The sequence below is a fragment of the Diaphorobacter sp. LI3 genome (assembly GCF_022807955.1).
GTDB lineage: Bacteria > Pseudomonadota > Gammaproteobacteria > Burkholderiales > Burkholderiaceae_C > Diaphorobacter > Diaphorobacter nitroreducens.
On record NZ_CP094346.1, the window covers coordinates 1695404 to 1718277 of the forward strand.

Below are 22874 nucleotides of genomic sequence, written 5' to 3' on the forward strand. Positions count from 1 at the left end.
GCCGTCACACCGCCCGGCTGCGCGTGCCTGCTACCGGGGCGGCTGCATCTTCGCCGTGCGCCACGGCCTGGATGCCGCGCACCACGTCGCCGATCACGATCACCGAGGGGCTGGCCAGCCCCTCGAGGGTGATGGTGGACTGCAACTGGCCCAGCGTGGTCACCGCGTGGCGCTGCTGCGGCAGGCTCACATGCTGGATCACCACCGCCGGCGTGTGCGCAGGCAGGCCAGTAAGCAGTTCCTCCTGGATGTGGGCGCAGCCGGTCACGCCCATGTAGATCACCAGGGTCAGGCGTGCATCGCGCGCGGTGGCGGCCAGCTGGCGCCAGTCGGTGCCTTGGTTCCCAGGCTTGTTGTGGCCCGTGATGAAGACCACGCCGTGCGCATGTTCGCGGTGGGTGAGCGGCGCGCCCAGCTGCGTCATGCCCGCCAGGCCGGCGGTGATGCCATTGACCACCTGCACCGGCACGCCCGCCGCGCGCAGGTGCTCCACTTCTTCGCCGCCCCGCCCAAAGATGAACGGGTCGCCGCCCTTCAGGCGCACCACAGTCTCGCCCTCCTGCACGGCGGTGAGCATGAGCTTTTCGATGAACGCCTGGGGCGTGCTCTTGCAGCCGCCGCGCTTGCCCACATGCACGACGCGGGCGCCGGGGCGGGCCAGGGCGACGATGGCGTCGCTCACCAGGTCGTCCACCAGCAGCACGGTGGCGGCCTGGATGGCCTTCACCGCCTTGAGGGTGAGCAGCTCGGGGTCGCCGGGGCCGGCGCCCACCAGGGTGCAGCTGCCTGCATGGGCTGGAAGAGAAGGTGTGGTCATGACGAGGCCTGTGCAGTGATTTGACGGCTCAAGTGCAAGATATGTTCCACCTGCTGGCGCAGGGCAGGGGGCACGGGCGCATCGCCCGCCAGCACGCGCCGGGTATAGGCGGCGGTGGTGGCCACGTCGATCTCGGCCGGCAGGCCGGGCACTTCGGCGGCCGTGCCGGGCTGCTGGTCTTGCAGCAGTTGGTGCGTGCCGCCAATGAAGGCGTCGTAGCGCGGCGTGCGGCGCGGGTCGGCCGCCACCTCGCCCTCCAGCCCGCGCGACAGCAACGCGTGCGCGCCCAGCGTGGCAAAGGTGCCGCTCAGGATGTCGAAATATTCGGGGTGGGTGAAGCTGCTCACCACCAGCGCCGGGCCGGCGCAGGGGTTCATCAGCTTGGCCACGCTGTGCCCCGGTGTGCGCAGGCCGATCACCTCGCGCACCGCCAGCAGGCGCGCCAGCCCGGGCAGCAGCACCGCGGTGCCGATGTGCGCCACGTTGCCGGGTGCTATGGATTGAGGAGCTGTTAGCGCAGGTATATCCAGCGCTTCAAGCACATCTGATGCCAGAATGCGGCGCGCCTCGGTGCGCATGCCGTGCAGCAGCACGGGCAAGCCTTCGCGCGCCAGCAGCAGAGCCAGCAGCGGCGTGAGCACGGGCAGCTTGCGCGCGCCGTTGTAGCTGGGCAGCACGATGAGCGGCTGCCCGTCCGCACAGGCCGGTATGGCGGCCATGCGCGCATGCACCGCGTCCAGCAGGCCGCACATTTCCTCGGCGGTTTCGCCCTTGATGCGCATGGCCACGCAGAAGGCGCCGATCTCCAGATCGGTCACCTGGCCGTCGAGCACTTGCCCGAACAGGTCGGCAGCTTGTGCGCGGTCCAGCGCCTTGGCGCCGCGTGCGCCGCGGCCGATTTCCTTGATGTAGTGGCTGATGCCCATGGGGTATTGGCTGGCGGGTGGGACGAGTGGTGTCCATTCTGCGGCATGTCTGATAACCGCCCGTTATATGCGTGCGGCGGATTGCGTGCCGCGTCACGCTGCCTGCACCGCAGTGGTGCCTCTGCCCGCGACCGCCGCCTGCACCATGCGCTTGAGCTCGGGCACGCAGGAGCCGCATTGCGTGCCGCAGCGCAGCGCGCCCTGCAACTGCGCCAGGCGCTCGGCGGGGCTGCCCTGGCACCGGCCCAGGCGCTCGGTGATGTCGGTATCGGTCACGTTCAGGCAGACGCACACCCGCTTGCCGCGTGCGGCCACGGCCACGGGCGGCTGTTGGGTGGGCAGCAGCAGCAACCGGCCATAGGTCTGCACGGGCAGTTCTTCCTGCAGCAGCGTGCGCAGCCAGCCGCCAGCGCTGCCATTGCCGGCCAGCAGCAGTGCGTCCAAAGTGGTGCGGCCGTCGGCCTGGCGCTGCAGGCGCGCGGCGCGGTGCTGGGCGCGGCGGCGGTCGGCATAGCGCAGCGTGCCAGGCCCGTCCAGGTGCAGCAGGTGCTCGATGCGCGCGAGCAGGGCTGGTGGCGGCGCCTCGTGCGCGGCGCCGCGCAGCAGAACGCCCGTGCGCGCGGGACCTGCCGCCGGCGCGGCGCCGCTGAAGGGCACGCAGTGGGCGAAGGGTAGTTCGGGCATCAGCGCGGCCAGGGCCTCGCGCGCGGCCAGGGCTTCATCTTCGGGCAGCCAGGCCATGGCCAGCAGCGTCCAGGGCAGCTCGGCCTTGAGCACCTTCACCGCCGCGTGCTTGAGCTCCGGCTGTTTGGAGCCAGGGCAGAAGGCCGGCGTGGTGAGCGCGTTCACGCCCGCCAGCGGCCGGCCCGTGCTGGAGCGCCCGCCCAGGTATTCGCCGCCCCAGTGCATGGCCATGAAGGCCTGCCCGGGTGCCAGTGTGTCGTCGGCCTGCACGGGCGCGATGATGGAGCCGCGCGCGCTGGTCACATGCGCCAAGTCGCCAGCGGCCAGCTGCAGGCGCGGCAGGTCCTGCGGGTGCATCTGCAGTGCGGGCTCGGCCGCATGGCCGAACAGTTGCCCCAGCGTGCCGGTGCGGCTCATGCCATGCCACTGGTCGCGCAGGCGTCCCGTGGTCAGGCTGAACGGGTAGCGCGCGCTGGGCGGCTCGGACAGGGGCTGCCAGGCCGCGGGGACGAAGCGCGCACGCCCGTCGGGAGTGGGAAAGACGCCGTCCGCATACAGGCGCGCGCGGCCCGCGCGGGCGCCGCTCGGGTAGGGCCACTGCTGCGGCCCGTCGGCCTCCAGCGCGGCCCAGGTCAGGCCGGTGATGTCCAGATCGCGCCCGCGCGTGGTCTCGCGGTGCTCGTTCCAAATGGCCTCGGCACAGGCCTGCGCCGTGTCCCCGGCGTAGGGGAACAGCGTGGGCTGGCCGGGGCGCAGGTGCCTCTCCAGCCGCTGCGCCAGCGCCAGCGCGATCTGCCAGTCGTGCCGCGCACCGCCGGGTGCAGCCACTGCCGCGCGCACGCGGCTGATGCGGCGCTCGCTGTTGGTGACGGTGCCGGTCTTCTCGCCCCAGGTGGTGGCAGGCAGCAGCAGGTCGGCGTACTGCGCGGTGGCGGTGGTGGCAAAGGCCTCCTGCACCACCACAAACTCGGCGCGCTGCAGGGCGCGGCGCACGGTGGTCTGGTCGGGCAGGCTCTGCGCGGGGTTGGTGCAGGCGATCCACAGCGCCTTGATCTCGCCGTCGGCCGCGGCCTGGAACATCTCCACCGCCGTCTTACCGGGCCGCGCGGGCACGGACTCCACGCCCCACAGCCGGGCCACTTCGGCGCGGTGGTCGGGGTTGGCCATGTCGCGGTGCGCGGGCAGCAGGTTGGCCAGGCCCCCCACCTCGCGTCCGCCCATGGCGTTGGGCTGGCCCGTCAGGCTGAAGGGGCCGGCGCCCGGTTGGCCGATCTGCCCGCAGGCCAGGTGCAGGTGGATCAGCGCGGCGTTCTTGGCCGTGCCGCTGGTGCTCTGGTTCAGGCCTTGGCAGTACAGGCTCAGCGTGGGCCGGCGTGGCCCACCCTCCGCCATGCCCTCCACGCCGGCGAACCAGCGCGCTGCGGTGGCAATGTCCTGCGGCGGCAGGCCGCAGACGGCGGCAGCGCGCTCGGGCGTGCAGTCCTGCACTACGGCCTGCAGATCGGCGAAGCCGCTGGTGTGGCGCGCGATGTAGCCCTGGTCCACCCAGCCCTCGCGCAGCATCACGTGCAGCATGGCGTTGAACAGCATCACGTCGCTGCCCGGCAGCAGGGGCAGGAACAGATCGGCCATGGCCGCGGTGTCGGTGCGGCGCGGATCGGCCACGATGATCTTCATGGCCGGGTTGGCGGCGCGCGCGTCCTCGATGCGGCGAAACACGATGGGGTGCGCCCAGGCCGTGTTGCTGCCAGCGATGAACAGGCATTGCGCGTGGGCCAGGTCGTCGTAGCAGGCGGGCGGCGCGTCGGCGCCCAGCGTGGCCTTGTAGCCGGCCACGGCGCTGCTCATGCACAGGCGCGAATTGGTGTCGATGTTGTTGGTGCCGATCAGGCCCTTGGCCAGCTTGTTGAAGACGTAGTAGTCCTCGGTGAGCAACTGGCCACTCAGGTAGAAGCCCACCGCGTCGGGGCCGTGGCGGTCGATGGTGGCGGCGAAGCGCTGCGCCGCGGTGTCGAGAGCCGCGTCCCAGTCGATGGGGTGCGCTGCCTGGCCGCGCTGCGGGCGCAGCTGGGGTTGCAGCAGCCGGGTCTGCAGTGTGACGGGCCGGCTGGCGGTGAGGTGCAGGGTGCTGCCCTTGGTGCACAGGCGGCCGAAGTTGGCGGGGTGGTGGGGGTCGCCGCGCACGCCGGTGATGGTGTCGCCGTCGGACTGGATGATCACGCCGCAGCCTACGCCGCAGTAGGGGCAGGTGGAACGGGTTTCTTGCATGGCGTGTTCTCTTGGTATTTTTGGGCTTTAGGGCTTGTGGTGTGGGCGCGAGTAGCTATTCTTTTTGGACGTGGCTGGCCGGGACTCGCCCCGGCGGGCGAGGTACTTTTCTTTGCTTCGCCAAAGCAAAGTACCCAAAAGAAAGGCGACCCTACAGGCTGCGTCCCTTCGCTTCGCTACGGGCAACCTGCGGTGCTCGCGTCCAGCGGGGTCTCGCTCAAACTCGCTTCGCTCAAACAATCGCGAGCCCTGATCCGCTGGCCGCTGCGCTCCTCGGCGCATCCTGAAGGGAACCCGGAAACCGGACAGCCCATTCGGGCCATCGCTGCGCTCGGCCTGGCCTTGCGCGGCGCGTTGCGCCTGCGCGGGGTCATGGTGGGTTTGCCTTGCAGCGCAGCGCGGGGCCGGCCACGGGGCGTTGCAGGTCCAGGGCGTGGTGGGCCAGCTCCTGGGCGTCCAGGTAGACGGTGCCGGCTTCCACCTTGACCTGAAAGCGCGGCGTGCAGCCTTCGTCGGGGGCGGCGGCCTGGCCGTCGCACAGGCCGATGGTCCAGTTGTGCAGCGGGCAGGCCACGCTGTTGCCGAAGACGATGCCCTGGCTCAAGGGGCCGCCCTTGTGGGGGCAGCGGTCGAGCAGGGCGAACACGCCGCCGGCGTCGTTGCGGAAGACGGCCACGTCCATGCCGTGCGGGCGGGCCACGCGGCGCGCGCCGAGCACGGGGATGTCGTCCAGGGAGCAGATCGGGGTCCAGGTGGTCATAGCTATTCCTTTAGGAGCTGTTGGCGCTTGCTGGCAGGGCGTGACAGGCACTTTTGGCTGAAACTCCTGCCAACGTTCATGCGGGGATCGGCGTGATCGGGATGAACTGGCGCCGGTCCACCGCAGCCGGCTCGAACTCGAACCACGGGTCGGGCTCGCCCGCCAGCGCGTCCTGCAGCTCGCGCCACAGCGCTTGGCGGCCGGGGGCATCTTGGAGTACGCGGCGCTTGACGTAGTCCAATCCCACGCGGGCGACGAAATGCACCGTGCGCTCCAGGTACCAGCCCTCCAGGCGGTACAGCTGCATGAAGGCGCCCGTGTACTCCAGCACCTCCTCGGCGGTCTTGAGCTTGGTGAAGAACTGCGCCACCTCGGTCTTGATGCCGCCGTTGCCGGCCACGTACATCTCCCAGCCCGAGTCCACGCCGATGATCCCCACGTCCTTGATGCCGCTCTCGGCGCAGTTGCGCGGGCAGCCGCTGACGGCGAACTTGACCTTGTGCGGCGCGTACATGCCCACGAAGGCGTGCTCCAGGTCCTTGCCGAGCTGCGTGCTGTCCTGCGTGCCCATGCGGCACCACTCGCTGCCCACGCAGGTCTTCACCGTGCGCAGTGCCTTGGCGTAGGCGTGGCCGCAGGGCATGCCGATGTCGCGCCAGACGTTGACCAGGTCTTCCTTTTTCACGCCCAGCAGGTCGATGCGCTGGCCGCCCGTGACCTTCACCGTGGGGATCTGGTACTTGTCCACCACGTCGGCGATGCGGCGCAGTTCGGCGGCACTGGTCTCGCCGCCCCACATGCGCGGCACCACGCTGTAGGTGCCATCCTTCTGGATGTTGGCGTGGCTGCGCTCGTTGATGAAGCGGCTTTGCGGGTCGTCCCGCGCCTCCTTGGGCCAAGTGCTGGTGAGGTAGTAGTTCACGGCCGGGCGGCAGGTGGCGCAGCCGTTGGGCGTCTTCCACTCCAGGAAGCGAAACACGCCGTCCACGGTCAACAGCCGGTGTGTGCGGATGGCTTCGCGCACGGCCTGGTGGCCGTGGTCGGTGCAGGCGCACACGGGCTTGGTCTTGGGCGTGGCGGAATAGTCGCCGCCCGCAGTGGCCATGAGGATCTGCTCCACCAGCCCGGTGCACGAGCCGCAGCTGGCGCTGGCCTTGGTGTGCTTGCGCACCTCGTCCAGCGTGAACAGGCCCTTGTCCTTGATCGCCTTGCAGATCTGGCCCTTGGTCACGCCGTTGCAGCCGCAGACCTCGTCGCTGTCGGCCATGGCGGCGGCCTTGTTTTGGCCCTGATGGCCCGCGTCGCCCAGGTGCGATTCACCGAACATGAGCCGGTCGCGGATGTCGGCCACGCTGCGGCCGTCGCGCAGCAGCTTGAAGTACCAGCTGCCGTCCACCGTGTCGCCATAGAGGCAGGCGCCCACGAGCCGGTCGTCCTTGAGCACCAGCTTCTTGTATACGCCGCCGCCCTCGGCATGCGGGTCGCTGAGCACGATCTCCTCCGTGCCCTCGCCGCCCTGGAAGTCGCCGGCGGAAAACAGGTCGATGCCCGTGACCTTGAGCTTGGTGGAGGTGAGCGAGCCCTGGTAGCGCCCGATACCCCATTCCGCCAGGTGGTTGGCCAGCACCTTGCCCTGCTCGAACAGCGGCGCCACCAGCCCGTAGGCGATGCCGCGGTGCGCCGCGCATTCGCCCACGGCGTAGATGCGTGGGTCGGTCACGGTCTGCAGCGTGTCGCTGACGACGATGCCGCGGTTGACGTGCAGGTGCATCTGCTCGGCCAGGGCCGTGTTGGGGCGGATGCCCACGGCCATCACCACAAGCTGGGCGGGCACCTCGCTGCCGTCCTTGAAGCGCACCGCGGCCACGCGGCCGTCGCCGCCGGCTACCAGTTCCTGCGTTTGGGCCTGCATCAGGAACTGCATGCCGCGCTCGGCCAGCGACTGCTGCAGCAGCTTGCCCGCCACGTCGTCAAGCTGGCGCTCCATGAGCCACTCGCCCGCATGCACCACGGTGACCTGCATGCCGCGCTTCATGAGGCCGTTGGCCGCCTCCAGGCCCAGCAGGCCGCCGCCGATCACCACGGCGTGCTTGTAGCTGGCGGCAGCGTCGATCATGGCCTGCGTGTCCGCGATGTCGCGGTAGGCCAGCACGCCGGGCAGCTCACGGCCCGGAATGGGCAGCATGAATGGGTTGGAGCCCGTGGCGAGGATCAGCCGGTCGTAGGGAGCCTCGACGGTGCGGCCGTCCTGCGCCACGCCATGCACGGTGCGCCGCGTGCGGTCCACATGGGTCACGGTGCACCCCGCGTGCAGCGTGATGTGGTGGTCCGCATACCAGGACCAGTCGTTGAGGACGATCTCCTCCAGCGTCTGCTCGCCCGCCAGCACGGGCGACAGCAGGATGCGGTTGTAGTTGGGGTGCGGCTCGGCGCCGAACACCGTGATGTCGTAGAGGTCGGGCGCGATCTTGAGCAGCTCTTCCAGCGCGCGCACGCCTGCCATGCCATTGCCCACCATCACCAGCCTGGATTGCTTCACCATCGTCTCCCCGGCGGGAATGCCCCGCGCAGCCACATCAACAAAAAAAGGCGTCCGCACGCCGCACCGGGCAGGGGCCTGGTTGCGGGTGGGGACGCCTTCGTCCCGCGAGCCCTGCCTCCGCCGTTGGAGAGGGCACGCGCTGCGGCCTACCGTGGCCGCGCTGGCTTCAATGCAATGGGCGTGCCAGGGTGCGGCGGGGTGAGAGGTGTGCGCTCATGGGTTGGGCTGAATAGTCCGCTATCGCTTGATGGACAAGCGTGAGCAGCTATGGTTTTAGGAGCAATCGCGCGCTTGGCCGGGCGTGGCGGGCTGCGCACCGCCGTGGTGCAAGTGGCGGCGCGATGGTGCGGGCGCTGGCGTCCTGATTGCGCCCGGACCTCGTAGGGGATGTTGTGCCGGTGGCGTGGCCCCTGCGTGCGCGCCCGGTGCACCGCAATTGAACAAGAACAGCGTCCAGCGCTTGTCCCTCAGGCGCTACCAGCGATGGAATCAGGAGCCGCCTGCCGGCGGTGGTGTTGGGTCCGTCCAGGCGCCGCCCAGCACCTTGTAGAGCGTCACGCGGTTGACCTGCTCGGCCAATTGCAGCGTGATCTGCGCCTGCTGTGCGGCATACAGCGTGCGCTGCGCGTCCAGCACGGCGAGGTAGTTGTCCGCACCGAGGCGAAAGCGTGCGTCCGACAGCTGCAGCGTGCGCTGGGTGGCCTGCACCAGCGAGCCCTGCGCCTGCAGGCGCTCGGTGAGCGTGGCGCGCTCGGCCAGCGCGTCGGACACCTCGCGGAAGGCGGTCTGGATGGCCTTCTCGTACTGGGCCACGGCGGTGTCGCGCGTCACCTCGGCCACGCGCAGGTTGGCCTGGTTGCGGCCGGCGTCGAAGATCGGCAGGCGGATCTGCGGCGCGAACGCCCAGGTGCCGTTGCCGCCCTCGAACAGGCCCGACAGCGCATTGCTGGCCGTGCCCACCGAGGCTGTGAGCGTGATCGACGGAAAGAACGCCGCGCGGGCCGCGCCGATATTGGCCGTGGCGCCCTGCAGTGCATGCTCGGCCGCGCGCACGTCGGGGCGGCGCAGCAGCACGCTGGACGGAAGGTCTGCAGGCACGGCCAGCAGCGCCGTTGCGGGCGCCGCGGGATCGGCCAGCGCGGGGACAGGGGACCGGGGGGCAGGACTGTCCGCAATACCGGTGCCCGGAGGGGGCTGGGTTGCCGGCGTGGCCGGGCTCGCCATGGCCGTGACCGGCATGGCCGTTTCCACGGTGGCCACGCTGGCGGGCAACAACGCGGGGGGCACGGGCGATCCCACCAGCAGGGCCAGGGCGTTGCGGCTGCGCGCCAGCTGCGAGACGAAGGCGGCCGCATCCACGCGTGCGGTGTCGGCCGCCGACTGGGCCTGCGCCAGCACCAGGCCCGAGCTGGCGCCCAGTTCATGGCTGCGCTGCGTGAGCTCCAGGGCCTGCTGGCGCGTGCGCAGGGTCTCGCGTGCCAGTTGCAGGCGGCGCGCGTCGGCGTCCAGCGTGAGCCAGGCGCCGATCACCTCGGCCACCAGGCTGAGCTGCACGCTGCGGCGGTTCTCCGCCACGCGCAGGAACTCCTGCAGCGCGGCATCGTTCAGGTTGCGCACGCGGCCGAAGAAGTCGATCTCGTAGCTGCTGAAGCCCAGTGTGGCGCTGTACTGGCTGGTGGTGTTGGAGCGGCCCGCGGCGGTCAGGTCGTCGGCGGTGCGGCTGCGGTTGCCCGCGCCGGCCGCGTTCACCGTGGGAAAGCGGTCGGCCTGCACCACGCCGTACTGCGCGCGGGCCTTGTCGATGGCCAGTACCGCCACGCGCAGGTCGCGGTTGTTCGCCAGGGCCTGTTCCACCACCGTGCGCAGGCGGGCGTCCTGCACGAAGTCTTGCCAGGCCATGGGGCCGCCGTCCGGCAGCGCCACGGCGCCGGCGGTCGGTGGCTGGGGCAGGGGCGATGCCACCGTGTCCGGCACGGGCAGCGGCGGCGCTTCGTAGCGCGGCGCCAGGCTGCAGCCGGCCAGCAGGGCGCAGGCCAGGGCGGCGGTCACAGGCGTGAAGGAATGGGGGCGCGTCATGCGGCACTCTCCGGATGGATGGGGGCAGGCTGGGCAGCGTCGTCCTGGCGCGAGCGGCTCTTGAACCAGCTGCGGATCAGCAGGAAAAACACCGGCACCATGAAGATGCCCAGCACCGTGGAGGCCACGGTGCCGCCCAGCACGGCCGTGCCGATGGCGTTGCGCCCGCCTGCGCCGGCGCCCGTGCCCAGGGCCAGCGGCACCACGCCGAAGCCAAAGGCCAGCGAGGTCATGAGGATGGGGCGCAGGCGCATGCGCACGGCTTCCAGCGTGGCATCCAGCAGCTTGCGGCCCTGTTCCTGCAACTGCACGGCAAACTCGACGATCAGGATGGCATTCTTGGAGGCCAGGCCCACCGTGGTGATCAGGCCGACCTGAAAGTACACGTCGTTGGCCAGACCCCGCGTCCAGGTCGCCAGCAGCGCGCCCAGCACGCCCAGCGGCACGGCCAGCATCACCGACAGGGGCACGGTCCAGCTCTCGTACAGCGCGGCCAAGCACAGGAACACGAACAGGATCGAGATGGCGTACAGCAGCGGCGCCTGCGCGCCGGATTGGCGCTCCTGCAGCGAGGCGCCCGTCCATTCGTACGCAATGCCGGGGGGCAGGCCCTTCAGGATGTCCTCCACGATCTTCATGGCCACGCCCGAGCTGACGCCCGGCGCGGCGCTGCCCACCATCTCATAGGCGGGCGCGCCGTTGTAGCGCATGAGCTGCGGCGAGCCATAGGCCCAGTGGGCCTTGGAGAAGGCGCCGAACGGCACCATCTCGCCGTTCTTGTTGCGCACGGTCCACTTGCCGATGTCCTGCGGCAGCATGCGGTGCGGCGCGTCGCCCTGGATGTAGACGCGCTTGACGCGGCCGTTGTTCAGAAAGTCGTTCACGTAGGTGCCGCCCATGCCGCTGGAGAGCACGCTGTTGATGGCGTCGTAGCTCAGGCCCAGCGCGGCGGCCTTGCGGTCGTCGATGTCCAGGCGCAGCTCGGTGGCGTCGTCCAGGTTGGTGGTGCGCAGGTTGGTCAGCTCGGGGTGCTTGCGCGCCTCGGCCAGGAACCGGTCCTTGGCGGCCAGCAGCGCCTCGTGCCCCAGGCCGTTGATGTCCTTGAGCATGAAGTTGAAGCCCGCGTTGGAGCCCAGGCCGCGCACGGCCGGCGGCTGCGACACGAAGATGCGCGCGTCGCGGATCTTGGCCAGCTCCTGGGTGGCGCGGTGGGCGATGGCCGCCGCGGACTGGCTGGCCAGCGGCCGCTGGTCCCAGGGCTTGAGGCGGATGAATGCGCGCGCCGAGCTCTGGTCGCCGTTCAGGCCCGAGACCTGGTTGAAGCTGATGACCTCGGGCACGTCCTTGAAGTACAGATTCACCTGGTCCAGCACGTCCTGCAGCCGCGCGTCGGTGGCTCCAGCGGGCAGGTTGACGTTGGCCAGGATGTAGCCCTGGTCTTCATCGGGCAGGAAGGCCGTCGGCACGCGGCCGATGATCCACCACACGGCCAGGCAGATGGCGGCAAAGATCAGCAGCATGTGCTTGGCGCGGTGCAGCATCCAGCCCACGCCGCGCTGGTAGCGCAGCGTGTTGGTCTCGAAGTGGCGGTTGAACCAGAGGAAGAAGCGGTCGTTCAGCTCCAGCAGGCCGCGGCGCACCTGCGGGTCCTTGCCCAGGTGGGCGGACGGCTTGAGGATGCTGGCGCACAGCGCCGGCGTGAGCGTGAGCGCCACCAGCACCGACAGCGCCATCGCCGCCACGATGGTGATGGAGAACTGCCGGTAGATCACCCCCGTGGAGCCGCCGAAGAACGCCATCGGCACGAACACCGCCGACAGCGTGAGGCCGATGCCCACCAGCGCGGGCGTGATCTCGCGCATCGAGTGGCGCGTGGCCTCTTTGGGCGAGAGGCCCGACTCGTGCATCACGCGCTCGACGTTCTCCACCACCACGATGGCGTCGTCCACCAGCAGGCCGATGGCCAGCACCAGCGCGAACATGGTCAGCGTGTTGATCGAGTAACCCGCCGCAGCCAGCACGCCGAAGGTGCCCAGCAGCACCACTGGCACGGCGATCGCAGGGATCAGCGTGGCCCGGAAGTTCTGCAGGAAGATGAACATCACGATCACCACCAGCACCATGGCCTCGCCCAGCGCGGTGGCCACTTCGCGGATCGAGGCGCGCACGAAGGGCGTGGAGTCGGAGCTGACGAAATAGTCGATCTGGTTGGGAAAGTAGGGCTTGAGCTCCGCCAGCTTGGCGGCCACGGCGTCCGACACCGCCATGGCGTTGGCGCCGTCGGCCAGCACGATGCCCATGCCCGCGCCCGGGCGGCCGTTGAGCTTGGCCTTGACCGACAGGTTATCGGGGCCCAGTTCCACGCGCGCGACGTCCTTCACCGTGACCACCGAACCGTCGGTGGCGGTCTTGAGCACGATGTCCTCGAACTCCTGCACCGTCTGCAGCTTGGTGCGCGCGGTGATGGTGGCGTTGAGCTGCTGGTCGGGCACGGCGGGCAGCGCGCCGAGCTGGCCGGCCGAGACCTGTGCGTTCTGCGCGTTGAGGGCGCTGATCAGGTCCGACGGCATGAGCTGGAATTTCTCCATCTTGGCCGGGTCCATCCACAGGCGCATGGCGTAGAAGGTGCCGAACACGCGGATGTCGCCCACGCCGTCCAGGCGGCCGATCACGTCCACGAGGTTGGAGTTCAGGTAGTCCCCGATGTCCACCGCGCTCATGTTCGGGTCGCCCGAGAAGAAGCTGTAGGTGACCAGGTAGTCCTGGCCGCCCTTGTTGACGAACACGCCCCGGCTCTTCACGGCATCGGGCAGGCGGTTCATGGCCGACTGCAGCTTGTTCTGCACCTGCACCTGGGCCACGTCGATGTTGGTGCCCGGCGCAAACGTGAGGGTGGTGGCCGAGCGGCCCGACGCATCCGACGTCGAGCCCATGTAGATCATGTTGTCGATGCCCTTGAGCTGCTGCTCGATGATCTGCGTGACCGAGTTTTCCACGGTCTCGGCCGAAGCACCCGTGTACTGCGCGGAGATGGTCACGCGCGGCGGTGCGATGTCGGGGTATTGCTCCAGCGGCAGCGTGAAGATCGCCAGGCCGCCCGCCAGCATGATGATGATGGACAGCACCCACGCGAAGATGGGGCGGTTGATGAAGAACTGGGCCATGTGCGCCTGACCTCGTGCTCAGCGGGATGCGCCGGGGCGGGCGGTGATGTCCACGCTCTGGCCCGCCGCGGGGGGGGCGCTGGCGGCGGGTGCTGGCGCCGCGGCGGCCGGGCCGTTCTTGGTGTTCAGGTCCACCACCTGGGGCGCCACCTTGTCGCCGGGCTTGATGCGTTGAAAGCCATCCACCACCAGGCGCTCGCCGGGTTGCAGGCCGCTGTCCACCAGCCAGCGGTTGCCCAAGGCGCGCGCCAGTTCCACGGGGCGCTTCTCGACCACGTTGTCGGCGTTGACTACCAGCACGCTGGCGCGGCCCGTCAGGTCGCGGTGCACGGACTGCTGCGGGATCAGCAGCGCGTCGCTGGCCAGGCCCGTGGGCAGCAGCGCCTGCACGTACATGCCGGGCATGAGCACGCCGTCGGGGTTGGGCACCACGGCGCGCAGCGTCACCGTGCCCGTGGTGTCGTTGACGATCACGCCTGCAAACTGCAGCCGGCCTTCGTGCGGGTAGTCGCTGCCGTCGTCCAGCCGGATGCGCACGCGCATCTGGTTGCCGTCCACCTTCTGGTAGCGGCCGGCCTCCCAGTCGCGCTTGAGCTGTACCAGCTCGGTGCTGGACTGGGTGAAGTCCACGTACATCGGGTCCATCTGCACGATGGTGGTGAGCGCATTGGCCTGGTTGGCTGTCACCAGCGCGCCAGGGGTGACGCTGGACAGGCTGATGCGTCCGGCGATGGGCGCCTCGATGCGGCTGTAGCGCAGGTTGATGCGCGCCGTCTCCAGGTTGGCGCGGGCCACGCCCACGTCGGCGCGGGCCTGCGCGGCCGCGGCCTGGCTCTCGTCATAGGCCTGGCGGCTGATGGCGTCGATCTTGACCAGTTCGGCATTGCGGCGCGCATTGGCCTCCTGCGTGCGCGCCGTGGCCTCGGCGCGGGCCAGGGTGGCCTCGGCGCTGGCCTCGGTGGCGCGCAGCGGGCGGTCGTCGATCTGGTACAGCGGCTGGCCCTTGCGCACCAGCGCACCCTCGGTGAACAGGCGCTGCTGCACGATGCCCGAGACCTGGGGGCGCACCTCGGCGGTCAGGTAGGCGCGGGTGCGGCCGGGCAAGGTGGCGTCCAGTTGCTGCGCGCGCGTTTGCAGGGTGACCACGCCCACGGCGGTGGGGCCCTGTGGCTCGGTGGCTGGCGCGTCCTTGCCGCCACAGGCCGCCAGGCCCAGCGCCAGGGCCAGGCCAGCCAGCCGCTGCGCGAGCGCGCCGTGACGGGCCGCAGTGGTGCACGAGGGGGAAAAAGCGGGTGAAGCGGAAAGACGGGCGGCGCGGGCGGGGCGCTCAATGGGCGCGGGTGTCGTCGCGTGGATCATGGGGCGAAGGCGCAAGGTCTGGAAAGGGTGGCGCAGAGCAGGAAAGCGGGGCCTGGAAGGGCGTCGCAGGGCGCTCCGCTCTACAGGCAAGCGTTGCACTTTCGCACATTGACGGCAAGGCTGCCGTGGTAGCGGCGATTCTTCATGCTTCTTTACAAGGCATTGTCAAAGGGCATCGCGCGCCGCAGAGCCCCCGCCGGCAGGGTGTGGGGGGGGCGGCTGTTGGTGCTTTAAATCGGCGCTTTGGGCTTGTGTGTTCAGCGTTTGTAGCTATGTAAATGATAGCTACCGACATGCAGCGAAGCCGTGCAGCGCCTACCATGTACGCCTGACGCGGCTGCCGTGGCCGCGCATCACCGTCTGAAGGAGTTGCCTGCCATGAACACTTCCACTTCCGCATCCACCCCGCTGCTGACCCAGCAGCTTTTGCAGCACCTGCAGGGGGCGCCGCTGCAGCAGATGGCCCAGCGCCTTGGCACCGACATCGCCCAGACGCAAAGCGCCGTGGAGATGGCCCTGCCGCTGCTGCTGGGTGCCCTGGGGCGCAACGCCGAGGGGCCGCAGGGTGCGCAGTCGCTGCTGGGGGCGCTGCAGCGCGATCACATGGACGCCGCGGCACCTGCGGCGCAGGGCATCGGCGGCCTGGACCTGGGCGGGCTGCTGGGGTCGGTGCTGGGCGGCGGCATGGCCGGCGGCGCCGGGCAGGGCGGCGATGCGGGCGCCATCCTGGGCCATATCTTCGGCGGTGGCCGCGAGAGGGCCGAAGCCGGCCTGGGCCAGGCCAGCGGATTGGGTGCGAACGCCGGTCAGCTGCTGCAGATGCTGGCGCCCATCGTCATGGCGTTCCTGGCGCAACGGGTGCGCAGCGACGGGCTGGACGCGGGTGGCCTGGGGCAGGTGCTGGGCCAGGAGCGCGCCCAGGTGCAGCGCACGGGCGCGCCCGGCGGCGATCTGCTGGGCAGCCTGCTGGACCAGGACGGCGACGGCCAGGTGGGCCTGGGCGACCTGTTCAAGATCGGCGGCAGCCTGCTGGGTGGGCGGCGCTGAGCGCAGCGGCTCAGGCCGCGCCTGCAGCTTCCAAAAGCATAGCTGCACTCGCCCGGCCCGTGGGCGCTGCGACCACCTGGTTGCAACAAATTTTGAACCCGGTTGCGCGCCCGCCCTGGTTCGGCGGACACTGTGGGCGCGTGTTCGGTTTCGTTCCATCCACAGCCAGGGAGGCAGCCATGACGACTGTTGCAGAAATCCTCAGAACCAAAGCCGATGGGCAGGTCCATGCCGTCGAACCTTCGGACACCGTGCTCACCGCGCTGCGGCGCATGGCCGACAAGGGCATCGGTGCGCTGCTGGTGATGGAAGGCGATCAGATCGCGGGCATCTTCACCGAGCGCGACTACGCCCGCAAGATGGTGCTGTTGGGCCGCTCCTCGGGCGACACCCCGGTGAGCGAGGTGATGACGCGCGCGGTGCGCTTCGTGCGGCCCGCGCAGAGCGCCGAGCAGTGCATGGCGCTGATGACAGAAAACCGGCTGCGGCACCTTCCGGTGGTGGAGGGCGGGCGCGTGGTGGGGCTGGTGTCCATCGGCGACCTGGTCAAGAGCGTGATTTCGGAGCAGCAGTTCATCATCGAGCAGATGGAGCTTTACATCACGGGGGTGCGGTGACGGTGTTCCGGGCGGGCCTGTGCCGAGCGGGGCGCGGGCTCTGTGAAGCCCTGCGGTGTGAGTTTCTTCGTCGCTGGCCGGGACTCGCCCCGGCCAGCGGCATGAAACCCAAGGGCAAATGATCAAAAACAATAGCTGCCAGCGCTTGCCCAGCAAGCGCTAGAGCCCAAAAACCCTCAAGCCGCTCTCTCCACGTGCCCCTGCCGCGTGTAGAGAAAGTCGATCACCGCCTTGCGGCACTGCAGGTACCGCGCATCCTCCGCCAGCGCCACCCGGTTGCGCGGGCGTGCAATGCCCACGTCCAGCACCTCGCCAATGGTGGCGGCGGGGCCGTTGGTGAGCATCACGATGCGGTCGGACAGCAGCACGGCCTCGTCCACGTCGTGCGTGACCATGACCACGGTGCTGCGCGTGCGCGCCACGATCTCCAGCAGCTCGTCCTGCAGCCGTGCGCGCGTGAGCGCGTCCAGCGCGCCGAAGGGCTCGTCCATCAGCAGCACCTGGGGCTCCATCGACAGCGCGCGTGCGATGCCCACGCGCTGCTTCATGCCGCCCGATATCTCGCCGGGGCGCTTGTGCGCGGCATGGGCCAGGCCCACCAGTTCCAGCGCGGCGTGGGTGCGCTCCTTCAGCCGGGCCTTGGACTCGCGCGCGCCGAACACGCGTTCCACGGCCAGGTGCACGTTGCCTTCGCAGGTCAGCCAGGGCAGCAGCGAGTGGTTTTGGAACACCACCGCGCGCTCGGGACCGGGGCCCTTGATCTCGCGCCCGGCGCAGATCAGCGCGCCGGCGGTGGGCGTGGTCAGGCCCGCGATCAGGTTCAGCAGCGTGCTCTTGCCGCAGCCCGAGTGGCCGATCAGTGCCACGAATTCGCCCCGGGCGATGGCCAGGTCGATGCCGCGCAGCGCGGGAAACACGCCCTTGGCGGTGCGGAAGGTCTGCTCGACCCCCTGGATCTGCAGGAATTTTGCGTCGCTCATGATTGCACCTCCTCGAACGTGAAGGCCGTGGCCAGCCGGACCAGCGCCCATTCCAGCAGCAGGCCCACGCCGCCGATGACGAAGATGGCCACCAGGATGTTGGTGACGTTCAGGTTGTTCCACTCGTCCCACACCCAGAAGCCGATGCCCACGCCGCCGGTGAGCATCTCGGCCGCCACGATCACCAGCCAGGCCGTGCCCACGGCCAGGCGCACGCCGGTCAGCATGTAGGGCAGCACCGCCGGGAACAGGATGGTGGTGGCGATCTTCCATTCGCTCAGGTTGAGCACGCGCGCCACGTTCATGTAGTCCTGCGGCACGCGTTGCACACCCACGGCGGTGTTGATGACCATGGGCCAGATGGAGCAGATGAAGATCGTCCAGATGGCGGCCGGGTTGGCGCCCTTGAACACCAGCAGGCCGATGGGCAGCCACGCCAGCGGCGAGACGGGCCGCAGCAGGCTGATGACCGGGTTGCACATGCGCGAGAGGAACGCGAAGCGCCCGATCACGAAGCCCGCCGGTATGCCCACCAGCGCGGCCAGGCCGAAGCCCACGGCCACGCGCTGCAGGCTGGCCAGCACGTTCCAGCCCACGCCCTGGTCGTTGGGGCCGTTGCGGTAGAACGGGTCGCTGAAGATCTCCACCGCCTGCGCCCAGGTCTGCAGCGGGCCAGGAATGCTCTGGCCCGTGGTGGCGGAGACCACGGCCCACAGGCCCAGCAGCAGGCCCACGCCGCACAGCGGCGGCAGCACGGCCAGCCAGAGGGCGTTCCAACGCTGGCGCGCGTCGCTGCGCGGGGGTGGGCTGGCAGGCCCTGAGGCTTTTGGGCCTGCAGCGCTTGTGGGATAAGCGCTGGCAGCTATCGGTTTGGAAGCATCGGACGCGCCGGCCGGCGCTTGCGGCTCCAGCGGGCTGTGAAAGACGGCACTGACCATGGTTTCTCCTGGTGGGGGTGGGGCGATCGGGGCGTCAGGCCTTGAGCTTGAAACCGTCGGCGTACTTCGCGGGGTCCTTGCCGTCCCAGACCACGCCATCCACCAGCTTGTGGCTGCGCATGTCGCTTGCGGGCAGGGGGGCCTTCGCGGCCGTGGCGGCTTGGCGGTACACGTCGGTGCGGTTGATGGCCTTGGCCACGCCCAGGTAGTCCGGGTGGTCCTTAAGCAGGCCCCAGCGCTTGTGCTGGGTCAGGAACCACATACCGTCGGACAGGTAGGGGAAGTTCACCGCGCCGCCGCCATAGAACTTCATGTGGTCGGGGTCGTCCCAGGTCTTGCCCAGGCCGTCCTGGTAGCGCCCCAGGATGCGCTGGTTGATGGCGTCCACGCTGGTGTTCACGTAGGCCTTGCCGGCGATGGTCTCGGCCATCTGGTTCTTGTGGGCCAGGCTTTCGTCGATCCAGCGGCTGGCCTCCAGGATGGCGGCCGTCACGGCGCGTGCGGTGTTGGGGTACTTCTGCACGAAGTCGGCGGTCGTGCCCAGCACCTTTTCGGGGTGGTCCTTCCAGATCGCCTGCGTGGTGGTGGCCGTGACGCCAATGCCGTCCATGATGGCGCGGTGGTTCCAGGGTTCGCCCACGCAGAAGCCGTCCATGTTGCCCACGCGCATGTTGGCCACCATCTGCGGGGGCGGCACGGTGATGACCTTGGCGTCCTTCAGGGGGTGGATGCCGTGCGCGGCCAGCCAGTAGTACAGCCACATTGCATGCGTGCCGGTGGGGAAGGTCTGCGCAAAGGTGTACTCGCGCCGTTCCTTGGCCATCAGCTGGGCCAGGCCTGCGCCGTTGACGGCCCCCTTGTCGGCCAGCTTGCGCGACAGCGTGATGGCCTGGCCGTTGTGGTTGAGCGTCATCAGCACGGCCATGTCCTTCTTGGGACCGCCCACACCCAGATGCACGCCGTAGACCAGGCCGTAGAGCACATGGGCGAAGTCCAGCTCGCCGTTGACCAGCTTGTCGCGCACGCCGGCCCAGCTGGCCTCCTTGGTGGGGATGATCTTCACGCCGTACTTCTGGTCGATGCCCAGCACCGATGCCATGACCACGCTGGCGCAGTCGGTGAGGGGGATGAAGCCGATGCGCACCTCTTTCTTCTCGGGGGCGTCCGAGCCCTGGGCGTGCACCAGGGCACGCAGCGCGGGGCTCACGCCCACGGCGCCCACGGTGGCCGCCTGCAGCACGGTGCGTCGGGGGATTCGGGTGTGGAGCAGATCGGTCATGCAAGAGTCCTTTGGGGTCGTCAAAAAAGCAGTGCAGCAACGGAAAAAGGCGTCCTCACGCCGCGCGGCCGGCGCATGTGCGCTGTCCGAGCGGGTGGGGACGCCTTTGTCCTGGGAGCCTGGCCCTTCCGCCGTTGGAAGGGCCTGGTGCGTGACCAGCGGTGGTCACCGGGCCTGTTGCAAGCGGTGTGCCATCTCTGGGGTTGCTTTCATTTTGATAGCTGCCAGCGCTTGATAGTCGGGCGTTCCAGCCCCGTTTTGTTTGAATGCTTCATGGCCGTGCGGCGCGGCATCGGATGCACCGCATTTGTGCAATGCACAAACCGGCGCATCAACCCAGCAAATCGGCCGCGTCCAGCATGCGCTGCGCCACCTCGGCCAGGCGCAGGCCGCGGTCCATGGCGGCGCGGCGCAGCCGCTCGTAGGCCTGCTGCTCGGTCAGGCCCTGGCGCTGCATCAGCAGGCCCTTGGCGCGGTCGATGGTCTTGCGCTCGTGCAGGGCGGTGCGTGCCTGCGCCAGTTCGGTGCGCAGCGCCTGTTCGTGGGCAAAGCGGGCCAGCGCCACCTCCAGGATGGGGCGGATGCGCTGCGGTGCCAGGCCCGCGACGATGTAGGCCGTCACGCCCGCGGCCAGCGCGTCCTTCACGTGGCGCGTGTCCTCGTCGTTGGTGAACATCACGATGGGGCGGGGCGCCTCGCGCGTGGCCATCACCACATGCTCCAGCGCGTCGCGCGCCTCGCTTTCGGCGTCCACGATCACCAGGTCGGGCTGCAACTGGGCCAGGCGCTCGCCCAGGAACATATCGCCCGGCAGCGTGGCCACGAGGTTGAAGCCGTTCTCCAGCAGCCCGATGCGCAACGCGCGCGAACGCTCGGCCTGCAGCGCCGCATGCGCGTCGCCGTCGGCCGCCAGGTCCGGCGCCACCACCACGATCCGCAGTTGTTCAGTCATGCTGCAGGCGCCAGCAAGAAATACGCCACACCCGCCCCGATGCGTTGTGGAAGATTGCCGAAACGCCCCGGTTGGGGCCGCGGGCAATCCCCCTGGCGCGCGCGGCATCCTTTCGCGAACATCCTGTCACATATCCACATGAATGAGAGAGGAGTCGACTGTGCAGCAGGGAATCAAACGACGCGGTTTTTCCGCCAGCCTGGGGCTGGCGGCGCTGGGGGTGGGCGGGTGGATCACGGGATGCAGCAAGGTGCCGGAAACCATCAAGATCGGTGTGGCGCAGCCCTTGTCCGGCCCCTTGGCGGGTCTGGGGCAGGACCTGCTCAATGGCGTGAAGCTGGCGGTGGACGAGATCAACCGATCCGGCCTGAACGTGGACGGCAAGCGCGTGACGCTGGAGGTGGTGGCGCAGGACGACCGCGCGGACGCCGCTTCGGGCAAGGCGGCTGCGCAGCAGCTGCTGGAATCGGGCGTGGTGGCCGTCATCGGGCACCTGAACTCGGGCGTGAGCCTGGAGACCGCGCCCATCTATGCCGCCAAGGAGGTGCCGCAGCTCATCATCTCCACCAACCCGCGCATCACGCAGCTGGGGCTGGCCACCACCTTCCGCATCGTCGCCAACGACAACCTGCAGGCGCGCGCCATCGGGGCGTTCGCGGCCGCGCAGCTCAACGCCGATGCCTACGCGGTGGTCGACGATGGCTCGCCCTACGGCAAGGGACTGGCCGAGGGCGCGGCCGCGCAGTTGCTGGCGGCCAAGAAGCACATCGCCGTGCGCCAGAGCTTCGACGACAAGACCGTGGCCTTTGCTGAACTGGCGGCCCGGCTCAAGGAGGCGCAGGTGCGCGTCATCGTCTGCATGCTCAACGACTTCCAGGCGCTGGCGCTGCTGCAGGAACTGCAGAAGCTGGGCCACAGCCGTGTGGCGCTGCTGGGCGGCGACCTGGTGAAGACGGCCGACATGGCCAAGGGCATGGGCGTGATCGACGGGATCTAGGCCACCTCGCCGGTGCTGGACGTGGCCGAGTTCACCACCGGCCGCCAGTTCCTGGAGAAGTACATCGCCGCCTTCCAGAAGCCCCCGGCCTATGGTGGCCACTACACCTACGACGCCGTGTACGTGGTCAGCGAGGCGATCAAGAAGGCCGGCTCCGCCGCGCCCGCCGACATCACGCGCGCGCTGCGCGGCATCAACGGCTACGCCCCCGTCACCGGCACCATGGCCTGGGACGGTCAGGGCGAGCTGCGCTACGGCGCCGTGGGCGTGTACGAGCTGCGCAAGGGCCAGTGGGAGCTGCGCATGCGCTCCGACCGCTGGTAGCCGCCGTCCGGGTATGCGCGGGCGTGCGATTGCCCCCGGCCCGGCGGGCGCGGGGGGCGGCCACTACACTCGCGGGCATGAGTCAGCTGATCCTCGGTATCGAATCTTCCTGTGACGAAACCGGCGTGGCCCTGGTGCGCGCCGGCGAGGGCGGCGCCGTGCCCGTGCTGCTGGCGCATGCGCTGCACAGCCAGATCGACATGCACCAGGCCTATGGCGGCGTGGTGCCCGAGCTGGCCAGCCGCGACCACATCCGCCGCGTGCTGCCGCTGACCCGCGAGGTGCTGCGCGAATCGGGCGAGCGCCTGGAGGATGTGGACGTGGTGGCCTACACGCGCGGGCCGGGCCTGGCGGGTGCGCTGCTGGTGGGCGCGGGCGTGGCCTGCGCGCTGGGCGCAGCGCTGGACAAGCCCGTGCTGGGCGTGCACCACCTCGAAGGCCACCTGCTATCACCGTTCCTGAGCAGCGACCCACCGGAGTTTCCGTTCGTCGCGCTGCTGGTGTCGGGCGGGCACACGCAGCTCATGCGCGTGGAGGGCGTGGGGCGCTACGAGATCCTGGGCGAGACCATCGACGACGCGGCGGGCGAGGCCTTCGACAAGTCGGCCAAGCTCATGGGCCTGGGCTACCCCGGCGGGCCGGCGCTGTCGCGCCTGGCCGAGCAGGGCAGCGCCACCGCGTTCAAACTGCCGCGCCCGCTACTGCACAGCGGCGACCTGGACTTCTCGTTCGCAGGCCTCAAGACCGCCGTGCTGACCCAGGCCAAGAAGCTGGGCGACGAACTGTCCGCGCGCAAGGCCGACCTGGCCGCGAGCACCGAGGCCGCCATCGTGGAGGTGCTGGTCAAGAAGACGCTGGCCGCCCTTCAGAAAACAGGGCTCCAGCGCGTGGTGGTGGCCGGCGGCGTGGGCGCCAACCGGCATCTGCGCGCGCAACTCAACGCGGCCTGCGCGCGAGCCAAGGTGCGTGTGCACTACCCCGAGTTGCACCTGTGTACCGACAACGGCGCCATGATCGCCATGGCCGCGGCCATGCGCCTGCAGGCCGGGCAGCAGCAGCCCAACCGCGATTACGCCTTCGACGTGAAGCCGCGCTGGCCGCTGGACGCCATCACGCTCGCGGCCTGAAGATATGGGTCAAAATA

The 22874-nt window shown here is 69.5% G+C and carries 15 protein-coding genes and 1 pseudogene; 4 read left to right on the forward strand and 12 right to left on the reverse strand.

The window, feature by feature from the left end; translation table 11 throughout:
- Positions 1-4 precede the first annotated feature (4 nt).
- The 8 genes from cobA to MRB47_RS07935 all read right to left on the reverse strand — a co-directional run bounded on the left by cobA (position 5) and on the right by MRB47_RS07935 (position 14596).
- Positions 5-817, reverse strand: a complete 813-nt coding sequence (gene cobA, locus MRB47_RS07900; RefSeq protein WP_252102383.1) for a uroporphyrinogen-III C-methyltransferase — start codon at positions 815-817, stop codon at positions 5-7.
- Positions 814-1743 (reverse strand): DNA-binding protein YbiB, encoded by a 930-nt coding sequence (ybiB, locus tag MRB47_RS07905; RefSeq protein ID WP_252102384.1) that lies wholly within the window; start codon positions 1741-1743, stop codon positions 814-816. Before ybiB ends, cobA begins: the two co-directional genes overlap by 4 nt.
- A 93-nt stretch (positions 1744-1836) precedes the next feature.
- A complete protein-coding gene (locus MRB47_RS07910) occupies positions 1837-4695 on the reverse strand; it encodes a nitrate reductase (protein ID WP_252102385.1) in 2859 nt (952 codons plus the stop codon).
- 370 nt (positions 4696-5065) lie between these two features.
- Positions 5066-5455: a nitrite reductase small subunit NirD gene (nirD, locus tag MRB47_RS07915; RefSeq protein WP_088886406.1), complete on the reverse strand. Its 390-nt coding sequence runs from the start codon at positions 5453-5455 to the stop codon at positions 5066-5068.
- Positions 5456-5531: 76 nt separating this feature from the next.
- Positions 5532-7997, reverse strand: a complete 2466-nt coding sequence (gene nirB / locus MRB47_RS07920; RefSeq protein WP_135148576.1) for a nitrite reductase large subunit NirB — start codon at positions 7995-7997, stop codon at positions 5532-5534.
- Between the two features lie 489 nt (positions 7998-8486).
- Complete coding sequence (locus MRB47_RS07925) at positions 8487-10073, reverse strand: efflux transporter outer membrane subunit (protein ID WP_252102386.1); 1587 nt, start codon at positions 10071-10073, stop codon at positions 8487-8489.
- Complete coding sequence (locus MRB47_RS07930) at positions 10070-13237, reverse strand: efflux RND transporter permease subunit (protein WP_252102387.1); 3168 nt, start codon at positions 13235-13237, stop codon at positions 10070-10072. The genes MRB47_RS07925 and MRB47_RS07930 overlap by 4 nt, the downstream gene beginning before the upstream one ends.
- 18 nt (positions 13238-13255) lie before the next feature.
- Complete coding sequence (locus tag MRB47_RS07935) at positions 13256-14596, reverse strand: efflux RND transporter periplasmic adaptor subunit (RefSeq protein WP_252102388.1); 1341 nt, start codon at positions 14594-14596, stop codon at positions 13256-13258.
- A 378-nt stretch (positions 14597-14974) separates the two neighbouring features.
- Here MRB47_RS07935 and MRB47_RS07940 point away from each other — a divergent pair, with 378 nt between their 5' ends.
- The gene (locus MRB47_RS07940) at positions 14975-15643 is read left to right on the forward strand and encodes a DUF937 domain-containing protein (protein WP_252102389.1); all 669 of its coding nucleotides are present in this window, start codon (positions 14975-14977) and stop codon (positions 15641-15643) included.
- A gap of 179 nt (positions 15644-15822) precedes the next feature.
- Positions 15823-16260, forward strand: a complete 438-nt coding sequence (locus MRB47_RS07945) for a CBS domain-containing protein (protein WP_011805990.1) — start codon at positions 15823-15825, stop codon at positions 16258-16260.
- 176 nt (positions 16261-16436) lie between these two features.
- Here MRB47_RS07945 and MRB47_RS07950 read toward each other — a convergent pair whose 3' ends face one another.
- From MRB47_RS07950 to MRB47_RS07965, 4 genes are all read right to left on the reverse strand, one after another.
- Positions 16437-17240 carry an ABC transporter ATP-binding protein gene (locus MRB47_RS07950; RefSeq protein WP_011805989.1) on the reverse strand — a complete coding sequence of 268 codons (804 nt, stop codon included), beginning with the start codon at positions 17238-17240 and terminating at the stop codon, positions 16437-16439.
- A complete protein-coding gene (gene ntrB, locus MRB47_RS07955; RefSeq protein WP_088886412.1) occupies positions 17237-18178 on the reverse strand; it encodes a nitrate ABC transporter permease in 942 nt (313 codons plus the stop codon). Before ntrB ends, MRB47_RS07950 begins: the two co-directional genes overlap by 4 nt.
- Positions 18179-18212: 34 nt before the next feature.
- A complete protein-coding gene (locus MRB47_RS07960) occupies positions 18213-19457 on the reverse strand; it encodes a CmpA/NrtA family ABC transporter substrate-binding protein (protein WP_135149171.1) in 1245 nt (414 codons plus the stop codon).
- 331 nt (positions 19458-19788) lie between these two features.
- Positions 19789-20409, reverse strand: a complete 621-nt coding sequence (locus MRB47_RS07965) for an ANTAR domain-containing response regulator (protein WP_011805986.1) — start codon at positions 20407-20409, stop codon at positions 19789-19791.
- A 142-nt stretch (positions 20410-20551) separates the two neighbouring features.
- Between MRB47_RS07965 and MRB47_RS07970 the strand changes: the two are divergent.
- A pseudogene (locus MRB47_RS07970) lies at positions 20552-21730 on the forward strand (branched-chain amino acid ABC transporter substrate-binding protein).
- A 77-nt stretch (positions 21731-21807) separates the two neighbouring features.
- A complete protein-coding gene (tsaD, locus tag MRB47_RS07975; protein ID WP_103738014.1) occupies positions 21808-22857 on the forward strand; it encodes a tRNA (adenosine(37)-N6)-threonylcarbamoyltransferase complex transferase subunit TsaD in 1050 nt (349 codons plus the stop codon).
- Positions 22858-22874 lie beyond the last annotated feature (17 nt).